Source organism: Rothia sp. ND6WE1A (assembly GCF_001683935.1).
Lineage (GTDB): Bacteria > Actinomycetota > Actinomycetes > Actinomycetales > Micrococcaceae > Rothia > Rothia amarae.
In genome coordinates this window covers 38,589-59,263 of record NZ_LXTU01000032.1, presented here as the reverse complement: position 1 = coordinate 59,263, position 20,675 = coordinate 38,589, and the positions used below count along the sequence as shown (strand labels likewise).

Genomic DNA, 20,675 nt, shown 5'->3' with positions numbered 1-20,675 from the left:
TTTTTACCTATATCAAAAGCGTTATATAACGCTCAAGGAATATTTATCAAGGAACCTCACAGAAATGGAAACTTCTCATGAGCGATGAAACTCAGAACGATTCCACAGAGCCCCACGAGGGCGAAGTAGTAGGCAACGATGTCGAACAGGCAGTCGGTATTCACGGTCGCATCAACCGTGTTGATTTGCGTGCGGAGATGGAACGCTCCTATCTCGATTACGCAATGGCAGTTATTATCGGACGCGCGTTACCCGACGTGCGAGATGGTCTGAAGCCTGTTCACCGCCGCGTTATTTATGCGATGTACGACGGCGGTTACCGCCCCGAGCGTTCTTTCAATAAGTGCGCTCGCGTGGTGGGTGAAGTGATGGGTCAGTACCACCCTCACGGCGACTCGGCGATTTACGATACGCTCGTCCGTCTGATTCAGCCTTGGGTTATGCGCTACCCTCTCGCGCTGGGTCAGGGTAACTTTGGCTCGCCCGGTAACGACGGCGCTGCGGCTCCTCGTTATACCGAAACCAAGATGGCTCCGCTGGCACTGGAAATGGTGCGCGATATCCACGAAGACACCGTGGATTTCCAGGATAATTATGACGGCAAGAACCAGGAACCCACTGTTCTTCCAGCTCGTATTCCTAACCTGCTGGTGAACGGATCCTCGGGTATTGCTGTGGGTATGGCAACCAACATCCCTCCCCATAACCTGCGGGAAGTCGCCGACGGTGTGGAGTGGTTCCTGAAGAACCCTGAAGCTTCAAATGCAGAGCTTTTAGAGGCTCTTCTTGAGCGTATTAAAGGCCCTGACTTCCCCGGCGGCGCAACCATTCTGGGGCGCAAGGGCATCGAGGATGCCTACCGTACTGGCCGTGGTTCTATCACCATGCGCGCCGTCGTCAATGTTGAAGAAATTCAGGGACGCACCTGCTTGGTCGTTACGGAACTTCCTTATATGGCGAATCCCGATAACCTGGCGATTAAGATTGCTGACCTAGTCAAGGACGGCAAGGTTTCAGGTATTGCTGATCTTCGCGATGAGACTTCGGGCCGTACCGGTCAGCGTTTGGTGATTGTGCTCAAGCGCGACGCCGTGCCCAAGGTGGTTTTGAATAACCTCTACAAGCACACTCAGTTGCAGGAGAATTTCTCTGCAAACATGCTGGCGATTGTTGATGGTGTGCCCCGCACGCTGTCGCTCGATGCGTTTATCCGCCACTGGGTCAACCATCAGCTCGAAGTGATTGTGCGCCGTACTAAGTACCGTCTGCGTCAGGCTGAGGACGAAGCACATATTTTGCTGGGTCTGCTGAAGGCTCTGGATGCTTTGGATGAGGTTATTGCCTTGATCCGCCGCTCCCCCACTGCTGATGAGGCACGCAGCGGTTTGATGGAGCTTTTGGATATTGATGAGGCTCAGGCTCAGGCAATTCTGAACATGCAGTTGCGCCGCTTGGCTGCTCTGGAGCGTCAGAAGATTCAGGATCGCCACGACGAACTGATGCGCCTGATCGCTGAGTACAACGAGATTATTGCTTCTGAGGAACGCCAGCGTCAGATTGTTTCTGAGGAACTTGCCGATATCGTTCACCGCTATGGCGACGATCGTCGATCGAAGATTCTGATGGGCTATGACGGCGATATGTCCATGGAAGACCTCATTCCTAACGAGGAAATGGTTGTCACCATTACTCGCGGCGGATATGTGAAGCGTACTCGTTCTGATCAGTACCGCGCGCAGCATCGAGGCGGTAAGGGCATTAAGGGTGCTTCTCTTCGTGGCGACGACGTCGTAGAACATTTCTTCGTGACCAGCACCCACAACTGGATTCTCTTCTTCACAAATCTTGGTCGGGTCTATCGAACCAAGGCATATGAGCTCATTGAAGCTGGACGTGATGCGAAGGGACAGCATGTAGCTAACCTGTTGGCATTCCAGCCCGATGAAACCATTGCGAAGGTCATGGAGCTCACCAGCTATGAAGATGCTCCTTACCTGATTTTGGCTACGAAGAGAGGTCTGGTGAAGAAAACTCGCCTGACCGATTACGACACCAACCGTACCGCCGGTGTCATTGCTATTAACCTGCGCGATGATGACGAGCTGGTTTCTGCTCGTTTAGCTTCGGCAGAAGATGACCTTATGCTGATTTCGCGTAAGGGTCAGTCGCTACGGTTTACCGCCACCGATGAGGCTCTACGCCCGATGGGTCGTGCGACTTCCGGTGTGACCGGTATGAAGTTCCGTGAGGGTGATGAACTGCTCTCTATGAACGTGGTGACCGATGATTCTTACGTCTTCATTGTGACTGAAGGTGGCTACGCTAAGCGCACCAAGGTGGAAGAATACCGCCAGCAGGGTCGCGGTGGTCTGGGTATCAAGGTAGCCAAATTGGCGGAAGAACGCGGCGATCTCGTCGGCGGTCTGGTTGTTGAAGAGGACGACGAAGTTTTGGTTGTGATGCAGCAGGGGAAGGTCGTTCGCACCGCTGTGAATGAAGTTCCTGCTAAGGGTCGCGATACCATGGGCGTTATTTTTGCTAAACCTGCCAAGAATGATTACATCGTGGGTGTAGCTCATAATCAGGAGCGCAATCTTGAGGAAGCTGTCGCCGCTGATGAGGGAAACACCGCTGAATCCAACGGAGCAGCGGATAATGAAGTACCGTTAGAAGACGGTCAACACGAGCAAAGCTCTGAGGGATTAGAATTGTCTGATTCCAACGCACATGGAGGTAACTAGTGAGCGTATCAGCATCAAATGGCGCGCAGTCGGGAGCTAAAAGACGCCCCGCTACTCGCCCCCAGAATGGACGCGCGGGCACTCGCTCAGCAGCGAACCGCAATAAGCCGTTGGTGCGTCCGGCGCCTCGGTCAAAGATTCGTCGCGCTCGTCTGGTTGTTGCCAAGGTTGATACCTGGTCAGTTGCCAAACTGATGTTTCTGCTGTCAGTAGCGGTTGGCATTGTTATCGTGGTTACTTCGGTGGTGCTGTGGCTTGTTTTGCAGGCTACTGGTGCTTTTGATGGCATAAATGACATGCTGACGATGCTGGGTACCACGGGTAATCACATTGATATTTCCCAGGTTCTTTCTCTGGGGCAGGTTGCTTTGTACACCACTATTTTGGCTGTCGTGAACGTTATTCTCTTTACGTTGCTGAGCGTAATTTGCGCAATGCTGTACAATATTGCAGCCAAGCTGGTGGGCGGAATTGGTCTGACCTTGACAGACGACTAAAGTTGTCTCTTGCCTGCGGGGCGAAATAGAATGTGAGACGGAACACCGAATGTAGATTTGGAAAGTTCTATAAGCTCGTGTAAAGTTTTATTTCGTCCCAAGGGGCAAGTGAGGGCGTATAGCTCAGTTGGTTAGAGCGCTACACTGATAATGTAGAGGTCCCAGGTTCAAATCCTGGTACGCCCACTTCCTTTCTTCAAGGAGTCTCAATGAAAAAGATTTTTGTAGTAGTTATGGCTACTGCGGCAAGTTTAATTGCGGCTCGTAAAGTGAAGGAAAATCAGGAAAATAAGACTTCCTGGAATGAATCTACGGATTCAATCTAAAACTCAATAGAGTTCCCACCGAGGGGGCGTGGCGCAATTGGTAGCGCACCTGCTTTGCAAGCAGGGGGTTAGGGGTTCGAGTCCCCTCGCCTCCACGTTTCGGTGATTATACCTAGAGGGAAACGCCCGGCTCCATCCCGAACCCGGAAGCTAAGCCTCCTAGGGCCGATGGTACTGCACTGGGGACGGTGTGGGAGAGTAGGTTATCGCCGAACTACTTTTTTGAAGAGGTTCCAGTCTTTTGATTGGAACCTCTTCTTTTTCTTTAAGCCCTATTGGTTGCATATAAAGTGTGATGCGCATCTTATCCCCATTAAAATGAACTTAAAGTAAACGCATTTTGAACCCCCGGTTTACTTATGTGGGTTTAGCGCGGTAGGGGACTTAAACGGTCATGAAACCACACCTTTTCAGACGGTCGTTTCCCTGATTTTCAAGGCATTTCACAATTAAAGGAATGTTGAAGATGTGGGTTTATGGGAAAATAACCAACAAAACCAGTATCGACACCTACTTGTTACCGAGTCGACGTCTTATTTTCATCTAGAGTTATCCGGGCAGATAATCAATAGGTGACTACTGAACTCATCATTCTGATCATTGTGGTGCTTACCGCACTAGCTTTTGACTTCACTAACGGTTTCCATGACACCGGCAATGCCATGGCAACCTCGATTGCAACCGGTGCGCTCAAACCGAAGGTTGCGGTAACGCTTTCTGCGGTTCTCAATCTCGTAGGTGCGTTTCTTTCTGTTGAAGTGGCTAAAACTGTCGGTAAAGGCATCGTCAATCTTGACGCCGTCTCTCATGACAATTCGGGGCTTATGCTCATTGTCTTCACCGGACTAGTAGGCGGTATCTTATGGAACGTCTTGACCTGGTTGTTGGGTCTACCTTCTAGCTCCTCGCACGCCTTGTTTGGTGGTTTGATTGGTGCAGCTATGGCGGCATTGGGTACTTCGGGTGTCCAATGGTCAGGAGTTATGTCGAAGGTAGTTATTCCCGCTGTGATGGCGCCGTTTGTTGCCGGTTTGGTTTCAACGGTGGGCACCTGGCTGATTTACCGTATTTCAAGCCCTGTTTCCGATGCAAAGAAGACTTCTGGATTCCGCTGGGGCCAGGTTTGCACAGCATCGCTTGTTTCTTTGGCTCACGGTACTAATGATGCTCAGAAGACTATGGGCGTTATTTTCTTGGCTCTGCTTGCTGCGGGTGAAATTGACCCCTCTGCCGATATTCCGTTCTGGGTTAAAGCATCGTGTGCCCTGGCTATTGCTTTGGGTACCTACTGGGGTGGCTGGCGTATTATCCGCACCCTCGGCAAAGGTTTGGTAGAGATTGATACTCCCCAGGGTATGGCAGCTGAAGGTTCTTCGGCAGCAATTATTTTGACGTCGTCGCACTTCGGTATGGCACTTTCCACCACTCACGTGGCAACCGGATCTATCTTGGGTTCTGGACTGGGGCGCAAGGGCGCTGAAGTTCGCTGGGGTATTGCCGGACGCATGGTAGTAGCTTGGCTGATTACTCTGCCAGCTGCCGGCGCGATTGGTGCATCTACCTGGTTTATTGGTCACTACATCAATGTATTGACCGGTAGTGGTTGGCTAGGCGAGTTAGTAGTGTTCCTCATCCTCGTAGGCTTCTGCGCATGGATGTACCTGCACTCCCGTCGAGCACCCGTTGACTCCTCAAATGTGAATGCTGATTGGGAAGATAATGGTTCCCAGGATGCCGGTTCCATCAAATCATCCAAGGTCGGTGCGTAATGAGTTTTCCTGAGCTAAGCGAAAAAGTTATTTCTGTGGTTTTAGCAGGGCTGTTATTTGGAGCAGGTTTGCCTGCTCTTTACGCAGTGGGTATGCGTTTTCTAGCTGGAACCACTGAGTACACTGCGGACGGCCGTCTCATTGAAACTGAGGGCCCCTCTGGCGTAATGAAAGCGCTTGCCTACGTTATTTTTGCGATAATCGTTGTAGTCATCATTATTGCGGTGTTGTGGGTCGCGAAAGACTTTATGTACCATACCTTCGGTTTCAACCTGTTTGGCTTGGCGGATAATAAATAGGATTTTCTTATTCATGTAGGTCCCATGCAAAGGAGTTTCGGGATGCCTCAAAGAAATGTCGTGAATCGGGTGATCGACTGGTTGAGCGTTGGGTATCCTGAGGATGTTCCTCCTCAGGACCGTGCCGCTGTGATGGCTGTACTGCGCCATCGTTTGAATGATCAGCAGCTAGAGGAAGTAATTCGTAGACTGATGGCCACGCGCGCAGCTCGTGGAGAAGAGTATGTGAGTGATGAGCGAATTAACGAATACATCCGAAAAGTAGTGGATGATGTGCCGGGTCCGCAGGAAATCGATAGAGTAGCTCGCATTTTGGGGGCACATGGACTATTGATTTCTGAAGAACATTTTGGACCGGAAGATTCTGTGTCTGAGAGTGATACTGAAGGGTTTGTTCATTATGACGATCCCACTCCAGAAGAGTTGAAGATTGCAGAAGCTGTAGCTGCAAAGGTGCCGGGGCTGGAGAACTAAAGGTTTTCTGTGATGAAGTATCAAGGGGAGTCACTGTGAAAGTGGCTCCCCATAGTGCATGGCGAAGTTTACGGTGAATTTACCTGCCTTGTGTTGCACGTCATTTGTTGTTGATTTGCATCTTCAGAAAATCTTCCTGTAAAGTAATAACTACCGCACGGGGGCGTGGCGCAATTGGTAGCGCACCTGCTTTGCAAGCAGGGGGTTAGGGGTTCGAGTCCCCTCGCCTCCACGTTTCGGTGATTATACCTAGAGGGAAACGCCCGGCTCCATCCCGAACCCGGAAGCTAAGCCTCCTAGGGCCGATGGTACTGCACTGGGGACGGTGTGGGAGAGTAGGTTATCGCCGAACTACTTTTTTTGAAGAGGTTCCAGTCTTTTGATTGGAACCTCTTCTTTTTGTTTAACTCTCTTTTCCGGTGCTGAGCGAAGAAATGAGGGGCGCTCTCACCAAACTTTATATTCTCGCTCCTGGAGCATAGACAGATATGAATTTTATGAAGAACCTTCAAAAGTGACGCATAAACTGTTCAGGAGCTTGCAGGAAAGAACGCCATAGAGCTACTGATTCGAGCTCTTCATATTCGGTGGGGCGAATACCCCATTCACCAATTTCCAAAAGAAGGGCACCTCTAACGGCCATGAGTACGGGGGAGCAGGCTCTAACCCTTGAATTTTTCGCAGGGGAAGGGAAGAAATCATAGGTTTATAACTCCTATCTTTGAGGAATATTTTATGAAATATCCTGTGTGCCTACCCCAATTTATAGTTATCCACAGGCAGGGAAGTCATAAAACTTTTTGAAAGCTGGATTTATGTAGACTCGCCAGTATTCCACGGCTCACGTAGTGCCGTCCAGATACATCGAGGTAACCATGAGCAGCTCACAGCGCCCTCTTCAGCCGCCTGAAAACCGGCAATACCCGTACAGGCAGACCTTGCCGTCCTCACAGTCTTACCCGCCTCAGGCGCCGTCTAAACCGGGCTTATCTACCGGGCGTATCATCGCAATCGTCCTGGGGTCTATCTGTGCGTTTCTCCTGCTGCTGATGGTGGGATTCGGCGTCTTCGTAAATTTACTGATGCGCGGCTCTTCCACTGATATCTCCCAGCGGGGGAGTGGGGCAATAGCAAGTAGTAGCAGTTCTGTTGCTGAATCATCGGCTACCCCCTCTGCCTTGGCTACCCCCACTGCGCAGAGTAAGAATTTTTCTCAGGTAATTTATTCAGAATATGACCGCCGAGGGACTGCAGATGGGCGACCTAGTCTCGCTATTCAGCTTTCAGGAACAGGTATTCAGCACCTAGAAGATTCGATGTCGGATATTAAGGACGCCGCGCAGCAGCCAGGTGTGGATACTCTTCAGATATTTACGGATACCGGTTCTTATATCTCTGTGGATACCCATGCTGCACAGAACCTCTCCGCCCAGACTTGGCAGGTGCTTCTTGAGAACCTATATACTGCTCATCCGGCCGAGTATTCCATCGAAGTTGGCGCCACTGACCATACGGTAGTGAAAATAGGGGGAGCCGATTCTCTGCTGTATCGAGATAGGGCAGAGAATGAACTGGGAAAAGCTGCTCACTTAGCTGAAGTGTCTCAGCTTTCAGCAGTGGCGGTGAGCGTAACTTATATGGTTGAAGTAGAAAGAAATCATCTTATATCGGTTGTTTATAGTGATTTTCCTGCGAACTTGGCAACGAAAACCTCTTCGATGGTGAACGATGTTCACGCGTCTGTTTTTGCTCCAGATCTGGCGGCAGTCTATTTTACCGGCGAAGAACAGGGGAAACCTCAAATACTAATTCAGCTCAACCCCCAGACTGACTCTCAAAAATATAGCCAGGACCAGTACCAGGAACTAGAAAAGAAAGTTCAGAAAATAATTCCCCAAATTCAACTAAAAGTAGCGGTCAAGTCAGCTGATCAGAAGACTCCGCCTGCCGCTATCTATGAGGGGAAATAGAACTATGAATTATCCACAACGTTCAAAGGCCCCAACGGTGCTCAAAACCGTGCTGGGGATTCTGGGAATCATCGGTCTAGTTATCGCGGTTATTCTCGGTACTTTAGGTTTCCTGGTCTACAACATGTTTGATCGGTATCGAGATGAAAATAAAGCTTGGGAAGAGAGCTATAAAACTTCGGGTGCTGAGGCAGAAGCTGTCCTGGGAGAAAATAAATTTCTCGATAATGAGCACGCTGAAAGTGGCTCAGAGGGGCGTGGACTGATATTTGCGAAGGTGAATAAGCAAGCTCATGCTGACCCTGCTGAATTTGGGCAAAGTATGAGCGATTTGGTGGATTCAGACAAGGTGAGTTCTTTCTATCTCACGTTTGAGGGAGGGAAAGAGCTAGAGGTCTCTATTCCTACATCGAGTCAGGCGTCTTCTTCCAACAATGTTTCACGTGAAACCAGCGACTCATCTGGGGAGAGTTCCTTGCCAGGGCTCACCGAGCGGGGGTGGCAAGATATGCTCTCTCTGATGCAAAATTCCTCGGTTCAGCACGCGGTGATTGATGAGAATGGTCAGCTAGAAATCTTTGTACAACAGGGTTACGACGGTGAAATATCTCCTCCTGTAGCAACGACCGTTGAACAAGCTCGCACATTTTTGGGATCTTTAAAAAACATCTCCACTCCCGATGGGCTGAGAAACGCCGTCATTAAACATTCTTTTATTTCTACTAACGTCAAAGACAACCCCTATAGGGTGGTTATCGGTATCTCTGCAAGTGATATCGACAGAACCTTTAGCGCAATCGAAGATGTCGGAAACCACGAGTGGCCAGGCGGCGTCCATCGCCTAGAAATAACATCCAGCGGTACCAGCAATTCGCCTAGCAACCTAAACATCACTCTTGAACCAAATTCCTACACCAATGAATTTAGCGAAAACGATTTCACCGAACGCAGAGAAAACCTCATTCAGGAAACAACACCCGTTGCTAAGAAATACAGCAATCAAGTTGAGGGGCCGTTGACCTTCAACCTCACCGCTCAAAAAGTGGAGAACTCCTTAGTTCACCCCGATCCGCTGATTCATATCGAAAAATAACCTGAGACATAAAAAAGTTCCGCCCCTCCAACGAGGGGCGGAACTTCTACGTTCAATCAAGAACTAGACTTCAGAAAAATTACTTCTTCTTAGGATCCTTAGCTTCTACGCCTTCTTCATTCAACTTGGAGGAAGTGGTCTCCTTGTTGTTGGTGTATGAAGAGTTCTGAGCAGCCTTGGTAGCAGGTGCAGCATTGTTAGCCTTACCTACAGGTGCCTTGCTGGTTTGAGCAACGATCTCTTCAGAAGACTTTTCACGAGTAGTAGCCGCAGGATTAGCAGCTTTCTTCTCAGCTTCGCGACGTGAAGTATCTGAATCAGGATCAGCAGACTTCTTGGGTGCTGCATGAGCCGCGCCGCTGGTGTTCTTAGGAGCTGATGCCTTGGACTCAGTAACAACCTTAGGTGCAGTTGCAGGCTTAGGAGTTGCAGCAGGAGCCTTGGTTTCGGTTGCAGGCTTGGTCTCCGCTACAGTCTTAGGAGTTACAGGTGCAGCTGCATTAGCAGACTTGGTTTCAGTCGCAGTCTGAGAGGTAACCGGAGAAACGGTCTTGGTCTCAGTTGCGGGCTTAACAGGAGTCTTCCAAGGATCTTCAACAGGACGTGAAGCCTTGTAAGCTGCGTAACCTGCAGAACCAGCAGCAACAACAAGACCGGTCAGTAGAAGACCCTTGTTGGACTTCTTGCCAGCCTTCTTCTGCTGCTTAGCGAATGCGTTAGCAGACTTTACAGCGTTCTTACGAGCCTTCTTGAGGTCACGCTTGCTGTAACCAGCCTTAGCGGCGAGAGTCTGAGCCTGCTCGGGAACCTCAACATCGTTGAGTTTATCTGCAGCAACAGCAGCAAGTACGCCTGCCTTAACGCGTGCCTTTGAAGCGGCGTCTTCAAGAACAGGAGTAGCCTTCTCGATACCTTCGTGTACGCGATCGGTTACAGTGTTCTGAAAATCTTCAAACTTCTTGCCAGCAACAGCAGCCTGCTTGTTAGCTACCTTGGTGAAGTGCTGAGCCTTCTTGTTAGTGTTCTTCTGGGCTTTACCGAAAGCCTTAGAAGCTTTCTTCTGGGCTTTTGCTTTCTTGCAGCATGCCATGATTTTCCTCCTTCAGGATACAAATACTCTGCTCGGAAGAGCACAGGTGTAATGTATTCATCATACAGCTTACTAACTCTGGTGGGATTTTTTCTGTGTATCTCCTCAAAAATCTCAGGTTTCTCTCGCCGTAAAATAGTGGTGGTAGTCAGAGACTTCTTTTCCTCAAAGAACTTCAGGGGACATAGAGCTTTCGCTGAGTGCTAAAGACCTACTTCTTCTAGATTTGAACCGCTCTATCGTGCGAAGATGAAGATATGACTAACGCAACTGCAAAGGCAACTATTCACACCAATCACGGCGACATCGTGGTAGACCTCTTTGGTAACCACGCTCCCGTGACCGTAAAGAACTTCATTGGTCTAGCCGATGGTTCACAGGAATGGCGTCACCCCCGCACCGGTGAAGTACAGGAAGGTCCCTTGTACAAGGACGTCGTCTTCCACCGTATTATCCGTGATTTCATGATTCAGGGTGGCGACCCCCTCGGCCAGGGTATCGGCGGTCCTGGCTACCAGTTCAAGGACGAGATTCACCCTGAACTCTCCTTCAACAAGCCCTACCTGCTCGCTATGGCAAACGCAGGCCCCGGCACCAATGGTTCACAGTTCTTCATCACCACTGTTGAAACCCCTTGGCTCAACGGCCGCCACACCATCTTCGGTGAGGTAGTAGGCGAAGACTCCAAGAAGGTTGTAGACGCTATTGAAGGCGTAGCAACCGGTGCTATGGATCGCCCTGTTGAAGATGTCGTTATTTCCTCCATCGATATTGAAGAGCTCTAAGCCCTTCACCATCTGAAGAGATACCGAAGGCTCGCTCGGATTTTCCGAGCGAGCCTTTTATATACCTCAGCCGTTGGAACAGTACCCCTGAGATAGGTAAATCAGTGACTGAACACCATTTTGAAGAATCACCGCAGGTTACTACATGCCCGCGCCACCCTGACCGAGTGACATACACCCGATGCGGACGATGTGGCCGACCCACCTGCACAGAATGCCAGGTTCCGCTAGAAGTGGGATTGATGTGCGTGGACTGCAGAGACGAGCACCGCCGTCAAAACAAGGTGAGAAGTGGCCCAACGACGGCGCCGCTGGTAACTTTTGTGCTAATTGGGCTCAACATTCTTGCCTATCTTTTGCAGCAATTCATTCCTGGTCGCTGGATGCTCATTCATTTTCTCTTTAACCCGCTCTATGTGGAGATGACGGGCGAGTGGTGGCGCGTGCTGACGTCGGGTTTTCTTCATGCTCAAAGTTCACCGACGCACCTGCTGCTGAATATGTTCTCTCTCTGGCTGTTTGGTCGCGCGATAGAACCCATGATGGGGCGCTGGAAATACCTACTGGTATATGTGCTCTCTATTGTGGGCGGATCGTTGGGTGTGTGGATATGGGGTGCACTCACTGGAGATTTGAACGTAAATACGGTGGGTGCATCGGGCGCTATCTTTGGTCTATTTGGCGCGTTTTTTGTGCTTACTCGCATGAGAGGAGCTAATGCCACACCCATTCTGACATTGATAGCTATCAACATGGTGTTCGGGTTCATCATGCCGGGAATTTCCTGGCAAGCGCACCTAGGTGGATTGGCAACCGGCGCCATCTTGACGCTAATACTGCAACAACTAGGTGGCAACTCCCGGACGCCGCTGCGACGGTAAAAATAAGCCACTAAATTACAATTTCCACAGACCTTATCCACAGCTGTTAATAACTACAGCTCTGTAATTCCATAGTTGTTAACAGGCTGTGGATACTGAAAATCGGCGCTTTAAGTTTCGCGTAATTACACGCATGTAAGCAATATCCCCAGTTTTATCCCCACCTGTGGATAACTGCAAAGAACAGGGTGTGGAGTTCTTGTAGTTTCAAAAATTTTTACTCGCTCACGCGAGTCATCTCATTCCCTCATCCCCACCCATCAGAGATTTTCAAGAGACCTGGAATAGGAATTAAACCTCTACGTAAAGTAAATAAAAGGCAGGGTTTCAACGTTCATGAACGTTGAAACCCCGTCTTTATGCTTTAATCTACAGGACACGCGCGATTGCCCTGCCTGCCGTTCGTCCGGTAAAGACGCACTGGCCTAAGAAGGTGCCTTCAAGCGTGTTATAGCCGTGCGCGACCCCGCCGCCGAAGCCCGCAGCCTCCCCCACGGCATAAAGACCCTCAAGGAGGTTGCCGGTGGTAGCAAATGCCTGCGCGTCGAGGTTGGTCTGAATACCACCTAGGGTTTTTGCGGGTGGCCGTCCAGAGCCGAACGGCAATAAGCGGACCGTGTCTGGGGTCAAGAAGCTTGTGGGGGCTTTGCCACACGCACCAGCTTGTCGCCAATGTATCGGCGGCTGTTGCGGATGCTCATGACCTGAACATCCTTGGAATATAGGTTGGTGATTTCGTGGTCGCGGGCGCGTACCTGACGCTCGATGCCTTCAAAGTTCAGCAGATTATCACTGGTCAGCTCGTTCATGCCGCGCCCCAACTCTTCAAGGGTGTTAGTAACAATGAAGTCTTCACCGTGGGTTTTGAAGTCCTCAACTGGACCGGGCGCGCCACCACCCAGTCGGGTCTGCAACGGACGCCCGTCACGCGTCCGTCGGTGATCACGAGTTCATCCACGCGATGGCGGAATTTCAGGATTGCTTTACCCTCGGGCGCGGCTGCCCGCACTTTGTGGGCGAAGGGCTCGGAGACACCAGTACCGGTGCCCCACGGAACGTGGAAGCGTGGAACCGAGTTTCCGTGTTCTAGTGTGGATACGCCGCCGCGCTCTGCCCAGCCTACGACGGGCGTGAACTTCACACCCTGCCCCTGCAACCATGACAGCTTCTCGCCCGCTGCAAATTCAACGTAGGCGCGTCCCCAACGCTGCGCCCAGGCATCCTCAGGGAGTTCGCCGTCGAGGCGATCCCAACCTGCTGAGCCCTGTCAGTCCTGCCAGGCTAGCTCGAAGAAGTCTTTAACACCTAGGCGACGCTGCATGGGGGAGTCCACCAAGAACATGCCACCGAACGACCAGAATGCCTGGCCGCCCAGGTTCTTCTCGTTTTCTTGGTCGATGATTATGACCTTTTTGCCGGCTGAAATCAGCTCATTGGCCGCAACCAGGCCGGAGAGTCCGGCACCAACGATAATCGCATCCGCGTGCATGGTGTTCCTTTTGTTTGAAAGTGAAGTGTCACTTAAAGCAGTGGATAACTCTGTCCCGCAGTGAGGCTCTTGCCTTTACAAGGCTTTATTAGCGTCCCAGTTTCGCGGGTCAGCTCCTTTGAGGAAGAAGTCTTTTATGAGGCGTTCCGCTGCAACATTTTGTTTGAAACGGTTAAATTGCACATTTTGGCGTTTGAGGTACACCGTAAACTTTGGGTAACTAATATCAGCTTTAAGCGCTTGAAGTCGGCCAAAAGAAGTGAGGTCAGCTGCTTCAGTGATACCAAGCTTCATAATCTCGGATATTTTCTCTTCTGAGATTCCGAGCGCTTCGTGAAGTGCTGCCGCTCGTTTATTTTGTTGTTGAGACTTATAGAGGTTGAGGTAGTCTCGGAAAGTTCTCTCTTCGTGGATATCGATGGAACCATTTTCAAGATCGTTGAGAATGGTTTGAGCGATTTCTTGGTCTTCTTGAGAGAGCGTGGCGTAGGCATTTTGTACCTGGGTGCGCAATTCATCAATGTACTGAGTAGAGTTATTTTCTTCTCTGAGCGCTTCACGCAAGTTGGTAAAGCGGGATTCTAGGTACTCGTAATCAATGCGTAAAGTGTCGCGAGCAATAGCAAGTGCCGTCAGATCTAGCGGGATGCTTTTTTCGCCCTCACCTTCACTCTCTGTTTCATCTTCGTTCGCCGCAAGCTCTTGGAGTCTGGCAAGCAGCACGTTATAGGTTTCCTCGTCAATCTCAACGGTGACTGGCTCCTGGTCAGGGGTATCGTCAAAGGTGTAGGTGCTCTCGCTCCAGGTGAAGCCTTGAAGGCTTGCAGTTTCGATTTTGTTGATGAGTTCTGTAACTGCAGCAGCAAATTTTGAGCGTGCTTCTTTGCCTTCAGGAAGCCTATCGAATCCTTCAAGCCCTGCTTCTCTAAAGACTGCTTTGATGCGGTCATGGATACCGTTGATTGCGGTCAGGGTCTTAGGTAGGGGGTCAGCAAAGACGTCAGCGGCGCGGTCTCCTGCGTAGAGGTCGAAAGCATCGGTGATGTTTCGTTCCATGGTGTGCACTCTGCGGAAGTAGATAATCGAGCCAAACGGCTTAAGTGCTGAGTGATTGAAGATGCGGTTGGTACGTGAAAATGCTTGCACGAGACCGTCGTACTTGAGCACTTTGTCAAGATATAGAGTATTGACCCATTTGGAGTCATAGCCAGTAAGCAGCTGATTGACAACGATGACAATGTCTAGTTGTAGCTCAGGCTGATTCTCGATGGTACGGTAACCCTGCTTGTGGGCTAGGCGATCTGCAACATCTGTTTTGAAGCTAGCCATATCTTCACGAGAGAAGTGCTGTTGGTAGCGTTCGTTGTAATCGGTGAGGATTTCGCGGATGCCTTGATCGCGCAGGTAGCTTTCTTCATCATGTTCTTCACGCTCGGTGAAGATAGAGGTGATTTTGAGGTAAGGCGCCAGTTCTTTGAAAAGACGGTAGTAGGCGATAGCTTCTTGAACACTGCTTGTTGCGAGAATAGCGTGGAATTTTCCCGCGACTGAGCGTTCCGGCCAATTGCCGATAATGTGTTTGACTACTTGATCGCGGTGTTCTTCAGATTCCCAGATTTCCTTGTCAGCATAGTCTTCAATGCCGTGGATGTATTTTCCGTCTTCGCCTTCTCCGCCGGCCCATGGAACCTGTTGTGGGTCCATGAACTTGTCATAGATGGCTTTGCGGGATTCGCTCTGCATGATATCAACAATGCTGTTTCTATCTACACCGCCTGCTTGGCGAATGGCGACTGCTTGGCGAAGGTCGGAGTAAGTGGGTACGCCCTGGGTATTGAAGCCCAGCACGTTGTTGTCGCGCAGACCGAAAGCGATGCTGTAACGGTGGAGTTCGCTACCGAAAAGCTCGCTGGTGATGGTGTCTTTGCATTTGTTTTCGTCGTAAATGGGTGTTCCGGTGAAGCCAATGAAGACTGCATGAGGCAGGCGGTTGTGGATGTCGCGGAACATAATGCCGAAGGTGGAGCGGTGGGCTTCATCGACAACAAAGACGATGCGCTGGTTAGAGATTCTTTGAAAGTCTGCTTCGCCTGCGAAGGTGTCTTCTGCACAGAGTCTCCCGAGCTTGTGCAGGGAGGTAATAATGAGCGTTTTACCGGTATCTTTGAGATCTCTCAGCAAGAGGACGGTGCTGGCTGGACGGTGGAGCTCTACGCTGTCATCTGCGAAGTTCTTGTATTCCTTTTCAGACTGTTCTGAGAGTTCGATACGGTCGAGCACAAAGACAACTTTGTCTGCGAGGCCTTCTCGGGCAAGCAGCGCCGCTGATTTGAAGGACGACATGGTTTTGCCTGAGCCTGTGGTATGCCAGATGTAGCCACCTTTTTGGGTGTTGCGGGTCCAGTCTTCAGGATGCACGCGGTTGATTTCACCGAGTTTGCTGATAATCGATTGGACGGCATGGATTTGGTAGGGGCGTAGGACTTTAAGAACACCGTCGCCACTATCTGCAATCATGAAGTCGCCGATGAGCTGGTGTGATTGGGGAATGCCGAGGAAGGACGAGGCGTTGTCTGCCCAGTTATCGTAGTATTCGTTGTCTGCTCGTGACCACTTGAACTGGAAGTTCTTGTTGAAGTCATCTGCACTGGCTGGCCGTGCGAAGTAAACGAGTTCTTCGGGGGTCATTGCTACGAAGGTTTGCACCGTGTTCATGATGCCGGTGTAGACGCCCTGCTGCATGTATTTACGGATCTGCCAGATGGCTTCTTCGGTGCTGTGCCCGTGGTTTTTGAGTTCTACGTGAATGAGCGGTAGACCCCAGATCAGTAGAACGATATCGCCGCGCCGGTTACGGTCTTCTTGGATGTGCCGGGCGAATTTGGGCTGCTGGGCGATTTGGTAGGTGGAGTCGCCGCCTGCGATTTGGCGGGGGTCGAAGATTTGTAGTTGGACGGGTTTGCCGTGGTTGACGGTGTCTTGCGGGTTATCACGCACCAGCTCGATGTATTTGCCCTGAAGGAGCTGATGCATGGCACCGGGGTCCGTAATACCCTTGAGGTGCTCTACGAGGGTTTTCTTTTCGGAGTCAGATAGGGGCACACCGTTGAGGCGGTACTCCTGCTGGTTGTTCTCGAAGAGGATGCGCGCCCAGTTGTCGATGAGGTCCTGTTCGGTGGGGTTTTTGAGGACGCCGCCGCTCCACCTGTTTCTGGTGCACAGGCGGGTGACGAGGGCTTCTTCAAACTCTGCTTCGTTGGCGAACTGTAGGGGCTGAGTCATGAGGGGATCCTAAACGAACATCTTAGAGAGGAAGGCAGTTTTGAGCTGGGTGAGCTTGGCAAGTTTGGCTTCTTCAAGCTCAATGAGCTTATCGAGCTGGCGGAAGTAGGAGCCGATGGCGGCTTGTTCTTCAGTGCTGGGTACTCTAAGTTTTTTAGATATGAGTTCATCTCTGGTAATACCCTTGATAGTGCTTCCTTGTAGCTGAGACAGAGAAGCCTGAATAGTCTGTTTAACCGCAATAGCGATAAATCGTAAATTACCCTTTATATCTACAAGTGAAATAAAATCCTGGCTTGTTGCATACGGTTCGAGCATCATCGAGACTTTGCCAACACCTACGCGAGTTACTACCGCAATAGAATTTTCAGGTATCAGCATAGTTGCAGAATTTTTGATACCTGTTTTGCTTACCCGCCTACGTACGGTTGGATTTTCAATAGATTCCCCAGACAAATCGGAAGATTGAATCCAAGGAATATTGCCATTCCAATATTCAGCATGCGAAGTAGCTGGGGTTCCCCCACCAAGCGTTTTGGCCGCGATACTTTCGATGGTTTTCAGCTTCCAGTCACCCGTAAAACCCTCAAATCGAATCTCAGGTACGGACGCACCATCCTGCGGGAACATCTTGACCAGCATGGACTGCTTCAATAATTTAATTTTTTCAACTTTGGTCGTTTGCTGTTGTTCAGCCCCCAGTAGATTTTCGGTGAAATGTTCAATCTTTGACTGTTCTTCATTAGTGGTCGGTACAGACAACGGAATTTCAAGAAATTCATTGGCAGATATATTTAGCAAACCATGATTGCGTGCACCTTCAGATGCGCGAATCTGCACTTCTCTGTGCCAGTTATCGGCCTCAAAATAAGAAGACAGGAAACCACTGTTGACATATGCTTCAGACTTGGGGCGAAAGGCAATATACAGAACTGACAAGGTACCTTTGTCATACTTATCGAGCCTCTTTACAGCCCCCCATGGGTAGCCATTGGAAGTGCTTTTGTTATATGCAAAATCGCCCTTATATAAAAGTAAATAATTTTCCATATTGGCGCTTGCAACTTGATTGTTAAAGTAAGTTACTTGGTCGACCAAGCCATGCTGGGCAGAGATAGTCAAAGGGAGTTTAGATTGCAACCCGGTGTTACGCCGCATAACCCTATCGACTAAATCAGATAGCTGATTACTATCCCACTCGCCCTCAAAGCCCTCAAAACGAATCTCCGGTGTCACCATTAGTTCTTACCCCCAAACATCTCAGCCAGTGCAGCAATACCCTTCATATCGGCATCCGAACCCGTTAACTGACCCATGAGGGTTGCCAGCTCAGCCTGAGTACCCTCAATCTGAGTGTTTACCTCTTCTAAGGTCGTAGCGTACTTTGACTCCAATGCCAGCAGGGCATCAATGAGCCTTCCCCACACCACACCGGGTACCGCGAAAAACTGCTCCACCATGCCAGTAATCCACTGGGCATGCAAAAGCTCCATCACCTGCTCGTCCGTCAAAGAAGCAATAGCGGTAATAGTCTTGCCCTCAAGCTCATTCTCAGCGGTTTTTAGATCCTTAGCCGTCTTTGCTTGATCTTCAAGAGCCTTAGCCGCGCTGACCAGTATCTCGTTCAAAGAACCTTCAGCAACCTCTTCACGATTCTTCTTCAGGCTCTTGGCATAAGCCTTAACTACAGCCGCAGCAAAAGCATCGCCCTTAGCATTCGCCAAAGAAACATCGCCCTGCTCATAATCCTCTTCATCTACAGACTCAAACAGTTCAGCCAAACGGGCTGCTAACACGGCGTTCTTTTCGCGAAGTTCTTGAATAGCTTCTAGATCATCATTCAACAAGACCTTCTGCACTAGCTCAAAGTCAAAAACCTTACCCAGCCAGCCGTCCTGTACCTCAACCTTCTGCTTGTTCTTGGTCTTCACAACCATGTTGGGCACAACCTCACGCGTAGCATCCCAACCTTCACGCTTGATGACTTCAAGGTCATTCTCAATACCCGCCCAAGCGTCCGCAAAATGCTGATACACCTCATAGTCATCAACCAGAGGAACCCCTGCAAGACGGTCAAAAATCTCAGCCCGAATATCAGCCTCAACAGTCAACAGATCAACAGACTCAATATTTTCGATCAAGCGAGTATGCAAAGCACCCTCAAAGCCCTCAAAAGCCTCAGTAAAAGCCTGTGTAAAATCAGCTACAGACTCGTGCGCTTGCACTGCCGACGTTATTTCAACACCATCACGAACCTGAGAATGAGTGGGGCTAATCTGCTCAAAAATAGATTCGCGCAGGCCGGGAAGACTCGTCCAATAATCCTTGAAGTAATCTAGCTCGCGGTGAGGGATTCCACCAAACATAGTCGAGAAAATATCAAAGTACTCAGCATCCTCAGACGAATCCACATAGCGAGGAATATTGAGGTTATAGTCGTTCTCACGAATCTCATCGCGAGACACCACCCTTGAATATTTCTTAACATCACGGCGCTCAATGACCGTATCAACAATCTTGCGAACATCACGCGGGCGCAGGTCGTTCTTAGTACCAGCCTTCACAAAACCCTTAGAAGCATCAACGAACAGCACGCCCGTATCAGCAGAACGCTGTTTCTTCAGCACCATTACAATGGTCGAAATACCCGTACCAAAGAAAATATTTGCCGGCAGACCAATAACAGCCTCAATATTGTTCTTCTCAATCAAATGACGACGAATCTTTTCTTCTTCGCCACCGCGAAATAGTACACCATGCGGCAAAATAATCGTCATAATGCCGTCATCCTTGAGGTGATAAAGCTCGTGCAAGAGGAAGGCATAATCAGCCTTCGTCTCAGGCGCAAGACCATACTCTGTAAAACGAGGGTCGCTCTGAGCTTGATCACGATCCCACTTAGCCGAATAAGGAGGGTTAGATACCACAGCATCAACCCGCAAGAGATTGTAGTTGTCGTACTTATCGATCATCGGCCAGTCTTGATCCAAAGAATCACCGCGACGGGTCACGATATTAGAAGCCTCCATGCCACGCATCACTAGATTCATGCGAGTGAGGTTATAAGCATCCTGTTTCAGCTCCTGCGCATAATAACGAATACTTCCAACCCTACCCGCACGCCGTTCGACAGCCTGGCCAATATTCAGAAGCAAGGAGCCAGAACCCGAAGTCGGGTCATAAATCTCAATAGCATCGCGTTCAGCCACATGATGAGCCACAATTTCAGCCATCGCCAAAGCCACCGTATGCGGAGTATAAAACTCACCGTTTTTCTTACCCGCATTCGCTGCAAACTTGCCAATCAAATACTCATAGACATATCCCAAGATGTCATAGTCAGCACCTGATCCGGTGGGCACGTCCTTAATGACGTTCATAATCGCACGCAGCTTCTTTGCCTGTGCCGAAGCGTTATCACCCAGCTTGCGAATACTGGAGAGAAAAGACGCAAAAATATCCTTATAAAGATGCTGATGCGCCGGGTGCACTGAAGCATCAAATCGGCGCAGACCTTCAGAAATATCAGCTACATCTAGTGTGGCTCGCTTAGACAACCACGACTCAAAGAGATCCTCATACGCAATGTAGTAGCCGAGGTTATCGCGTGCGTTCGTGAAGTAAATGTGAGAGTTAGCTTCAGAAGCGTTGGTTAGTTCGACTGGCAGCTCTTCTGCAGGAACCCCATTGTCAATGAAGTACTCAACTTCTTTATCAGAGAGGTACTTATAAAAGAGAAACCCCAGGATAAAATCCTTATAGTCCGTGGCATCTAGGCTACCCCGCATCTCATTCGCAGCGGTCCAAATGCTATTAGCAAGCTGTCTCTTATCCACAGGAAATTCTCTTTTACGTGTTGGCATCTACGGTTTCTTCCATCGTAGTGAACTGAGATAGATTTCTCCTCTTTTAATAAGGTGGGATAAATATCTCCCCGCCCTCATAACGAGAGCGGGGGAGATGTTCGACTGATTAGCGC

The 20,675-nt window shown here is 49.9% G+C and carries 14 protein-coding genes, 3 tRNA genes, 2 rRNA genes and 1 pseudogene; 15 read left to right on the top strand and 5 right to left on the bottom strand.

Features of this window, described 5'->3' with window-relative positions; translation table 11 throughout:
• The first annotated feature begins 77 nt into the window (after positions 1 to 77).
• From gyrA to A7E48_RS04055, 13 genes are all read left to right on the top strand, one after another.
• Entirely contained in the window at positions 78 to 2,741 is a 2,664-nt protein-coding gene (gyrA, locus tag A7E48_RS04110; protein WP_068169883.1) for a DNA gyrase subunit A, read from the top strand.
• On the top strand, positions 2,741 to 3,238 hold the full coding sequence (locus A7E48_RS04105; RefSeq protein WP_068169882.1) for a DUF3566 domain-containing protein: 498 nt from the start codon (positions 2,741 to 2,743) through the stop codon (positions 3,236 to 3,238). Before gyrA ends, A7E48_RS04105 begins: the two co-directional genes overlap by 1 nt.
• A gap of 112 nt (positions 3,239 to 3,350) precedes the next feature.
• Positions 3,351 to 3,424, top strand: a tRNA-Ile gene (locus A7E48_RS04100).
• A gap of 23 nt (positions 3,425 to 3,447) precedes the next feature.
• The gene (locus A7E48_RS11330) at positions 3,448 to 3,564 is read left to right on the top strand and encodes a DLW-39 family protein (RefSeq protein WP_222114705.1); all 117 of its coding nucleotides are present in this window, start codon (positions 3,448 to 3,450) and stop codon (positions 3,562 to 3,564) included.
• A 22-nt stretch (positions 3,565 to 3,586) separates the two neighbouring features.
• A tRNA-Ala gene (locus A7E48_RS04095) sits at positions 3,587 to 3,659 on the top strand.
• A 3-nt stretch (positions 3,660 to 3,662) separates the two neighbouring features.
• A 5S ribosomal RNA gene (gene rrf, locus A7E48_RS04090) occupies positions 3,663 to 3,779 on the top strand.
• Between the two features lie 357 nt (positions 3,780 to 4,136).
• A complete protein-coding gene (locus A7E48_RS04085; protein ID WP_068169879.1) occupies positions 4,137 to 5,333 on the top strand; it encodes an inorganic phosphate transporter in 1,197 nt (398 codons plus the stop codon).
• Entirely contained in the window at positions 5,333 to 5,632 is a 300-nt protein-coding gene (locus A7E48_RS04080) for a hypothetical protein (protein ID WP_068169876.1), read from the top strand. Before A7E48_RS04085 ends, A7E48_RS04080 begins: the two co-directional genes overlap by 1 nt.
• A 42-nt stretch (positions 5,633 to 5,674) precedes the next feature.
• Entirely contained in the window at positions 5,675 to 6,106 is a 432-nt protein-coding gene (locus A7E48_RS04075; RefSeq protein WP_068169873.1) for a DUF3349 domain-containing protein, read from the top strand.
• A 159-nt stretch (positions 6,107 to 6,265) separates the two neighbouring features.
• Positions 6,266 to 6,338 (top strand) — tRNA-Ala (locus A7E48_RS04070).
• 3 nt (positions 6,339 to 6,341) lie between these two features.
• A 5S ribosomal RNA gene (rrf, locus tag A7E48_RS04065) occupies positions 6,342 to 6,458 on the top strand.
• A gap of 523 nt (positions 6,459 to 6,981) precedes the next feature.
• Positions 6,982 to 8,076 (top strand): hypothetical protein, encoded by a 1,095-nt coding sequence (locus A7E48_RS04060; protein ID WP_068169869.1) that lies wholly within the window; start codon positions 6,982 to 6,984, stop codon positions 8,074 to 8,076.
• Positions 8,077 to 8,080: 4 nt separating this feature from the next.
• Positions 8,081 to 9,169: a hypothetical protein gene (locus A7E48_RS04055; protein ID WP_068169867.1), complete on the top strand. Its 1,089-nt coding sequence runs from the start codon at positions 8,081 to 8,083 to the stop codon at positions 9,167 to 9,169.
• Positions 9,170 to 9,248: 79 nt separating this feature from the next.
• Here the strand turns inward: A7E48_RS04055 and A7E48_RS04050 are convergent, their stop codons facing one another.
• Positions 9,249 to 10,259, bottom strand: coding sequence for a hypothetical protein (locus A7E48_RS04050; RefSeq protein WP_068169864.1), 1,011 nt, complete (start codon positions 10,257 to 10,259; stop codon positions 9,249 to 9,251).
• 257 nt (positions 10,260 to 10,516) lie between these two features.
• Between A7E48_RS04050 and A7E48_RS04045 the strand changes: the two genes are divergently transcribed.
• Together A7E48_RS04045 and A7E48_RS04040 are read left to right on the top strand one after the other, a co-directional pair.
• Entirely contained in the window at positions 10,517 to 11,044 is a 528-nt protein-coding gene (locus A7E48_RS04045) for a peptidylprolyl isomerase (protein ID WP_068169861.1), read from the top strand.
• Between the two features lie 242 nt (positions 11,045 to 11,286).
• Positions 11,287 to 11,925: a rhomboid family intramembrane serine protease gene (locus A7E48_RS04040; protein ID WP_233125975.1), complete on the top strand. Its 639-nt coding sequence runs from the start codon at positions 11,287 to 11,289 to the stop codon at positions 11,923 to 11,925.
• Between the two features lie 369 nt (positions 11,926 to 12,294).
• Here A7E48_RS04040 and A7E48_RS04035 read toward each other — a convergent pair.
• The 4 genes and pseudogenes from A7E48_RS04035 to A7E48_RS04020 all read right to left on the bottom strand — a co-directional run bounded on the left by A7E48_RS04035 (position 12,295) and on the right by A7E48_RS04020 (position 20,532).
• Positions 12,295 to 13,414: pseudogene (locus A7E48_RS04035) on the bottom strand (FAD-binding protein).
• A gap of 75 nt (positions 13,415 to 13,489) precedes the next feature.
• On the bottom strand, positions 13,490 to 16,696 hold the full coding sequence (locus tag A7E48_RS04030; protein ID WP_068169855.1) for an HsdR family type I site-specific deoxyribonuclease: 3,207 nt from the start codon (positions 16,694 to 16,696) through the stop codon (positions 13,490 to 13,492).
• Positions 16,697 to 16,705: 9 nt separating this feature from the next.
• Entirely contained in the window at positions 16,706 to 17,935 is a 1,230-nt protein-coding gene (locus tag A7E48_RS04025) for a restriction endonuclease subunit S (RefSeq protein WP_068169852.1), read from the bottom strand.
• A complete protein-coding gene (locus A7E48_RS04020) occupies positions 17,935 to 20,532 on the bottom strand; it encodes a type I restriction-modification system subunit M (protein WP_068169849.1) in 2,598 nt (865 codons plus the stop codon). The genes A7E48_RS04025 and A7E48_RS04020 overlap by 1 nt, the downstream gene beginning before the upstream one ends.
• Between the last annotated feature and the right edge of the window lie 143 nt (positions 20,533 to 20,675).

Excerpts from the sequence above, each read along its gene's own strand:
- gyrA (WP_068169883.1), top strand. The coding sequence starts at position 78 with ATGAGCGATGAAACTCAGAACGATTCCACAGAGCCCCACGAGGGCGAA.
- A7E48_RS11330 (WP_222114705.1), top strand. The coding sequence starts at position 3,448 with ATGAAAAAGATTTTTGTAGTAGTTATGGCTACTGCGGCAAGTTTAATT.
- A7E48_RS04080 (WP_068169876.1), top strand. The coding sequence starts at position 5,333 with ATGAGTTTTCCTGAGCTAAGCGAAAAAGTTATTTCTGTGGTTTTAGCA.
- A7E48_RS04075 (WP_068169873.1), top strand. The coding sequence starts at position 5,675 with ATGCCTCAAAGAAATGTCGTGAATCGGGTGATCGACTGGTTGAGCGTT.
- A7E48_RS04060 (WP_068169869.1), top strand. The coding sequence starts at position 6,982 with ATGAGCAGCTCACAGCGCCCTCTTCAGCCGCCTGAAAACCGGCAATAC.
- A7E48_RS04055 (WP_068169867.1), top strand. The coding sequence starts at position 8,081 with ATGAATTATCCACAACGTTCAAAGGCCCCAACGGTGCTCAAAACCGTG.
- A7E48_RS04050 (WP_068169864.1), bottom strand. The coding sequence starts at position 10,259 with ATGGCATGCTGCAAGAAAGCAAAAGCCCAGAAGAAAGCTTCTAAGGCT.
- A7E48_RS04045 (WP_068169861.1), top strand. The coding sequence starts at position 10,517 with ATGACTAACGCAACTGCAAAGGCAACTATTCACACCAATCACGGCGAC.
- A7E48_RS04040 (WP_233125975.1), top strand. The coding sequence starts at position 11,287 with ATGTGCGTGGACTGCAGAGACGAGCACCGCCGTCAAAACAAGGTGAGA.
- A7E48_RS04030 (WP_068169855.1), bottom strand. The coding sequence starts at position 16,696 with ATGACTCAGCCCCTACAGTTCGCCAACGAAGCAGAGTTTGAAGAAGCC.
- A7E48_RS04025 (WP_068169852.1), bottom strand. The coding sequence starts at position 17,935 with ATGGTGACACCGGAGATTCGTTTTGAGGGCTTTGAGGGCGAGTGGGAT.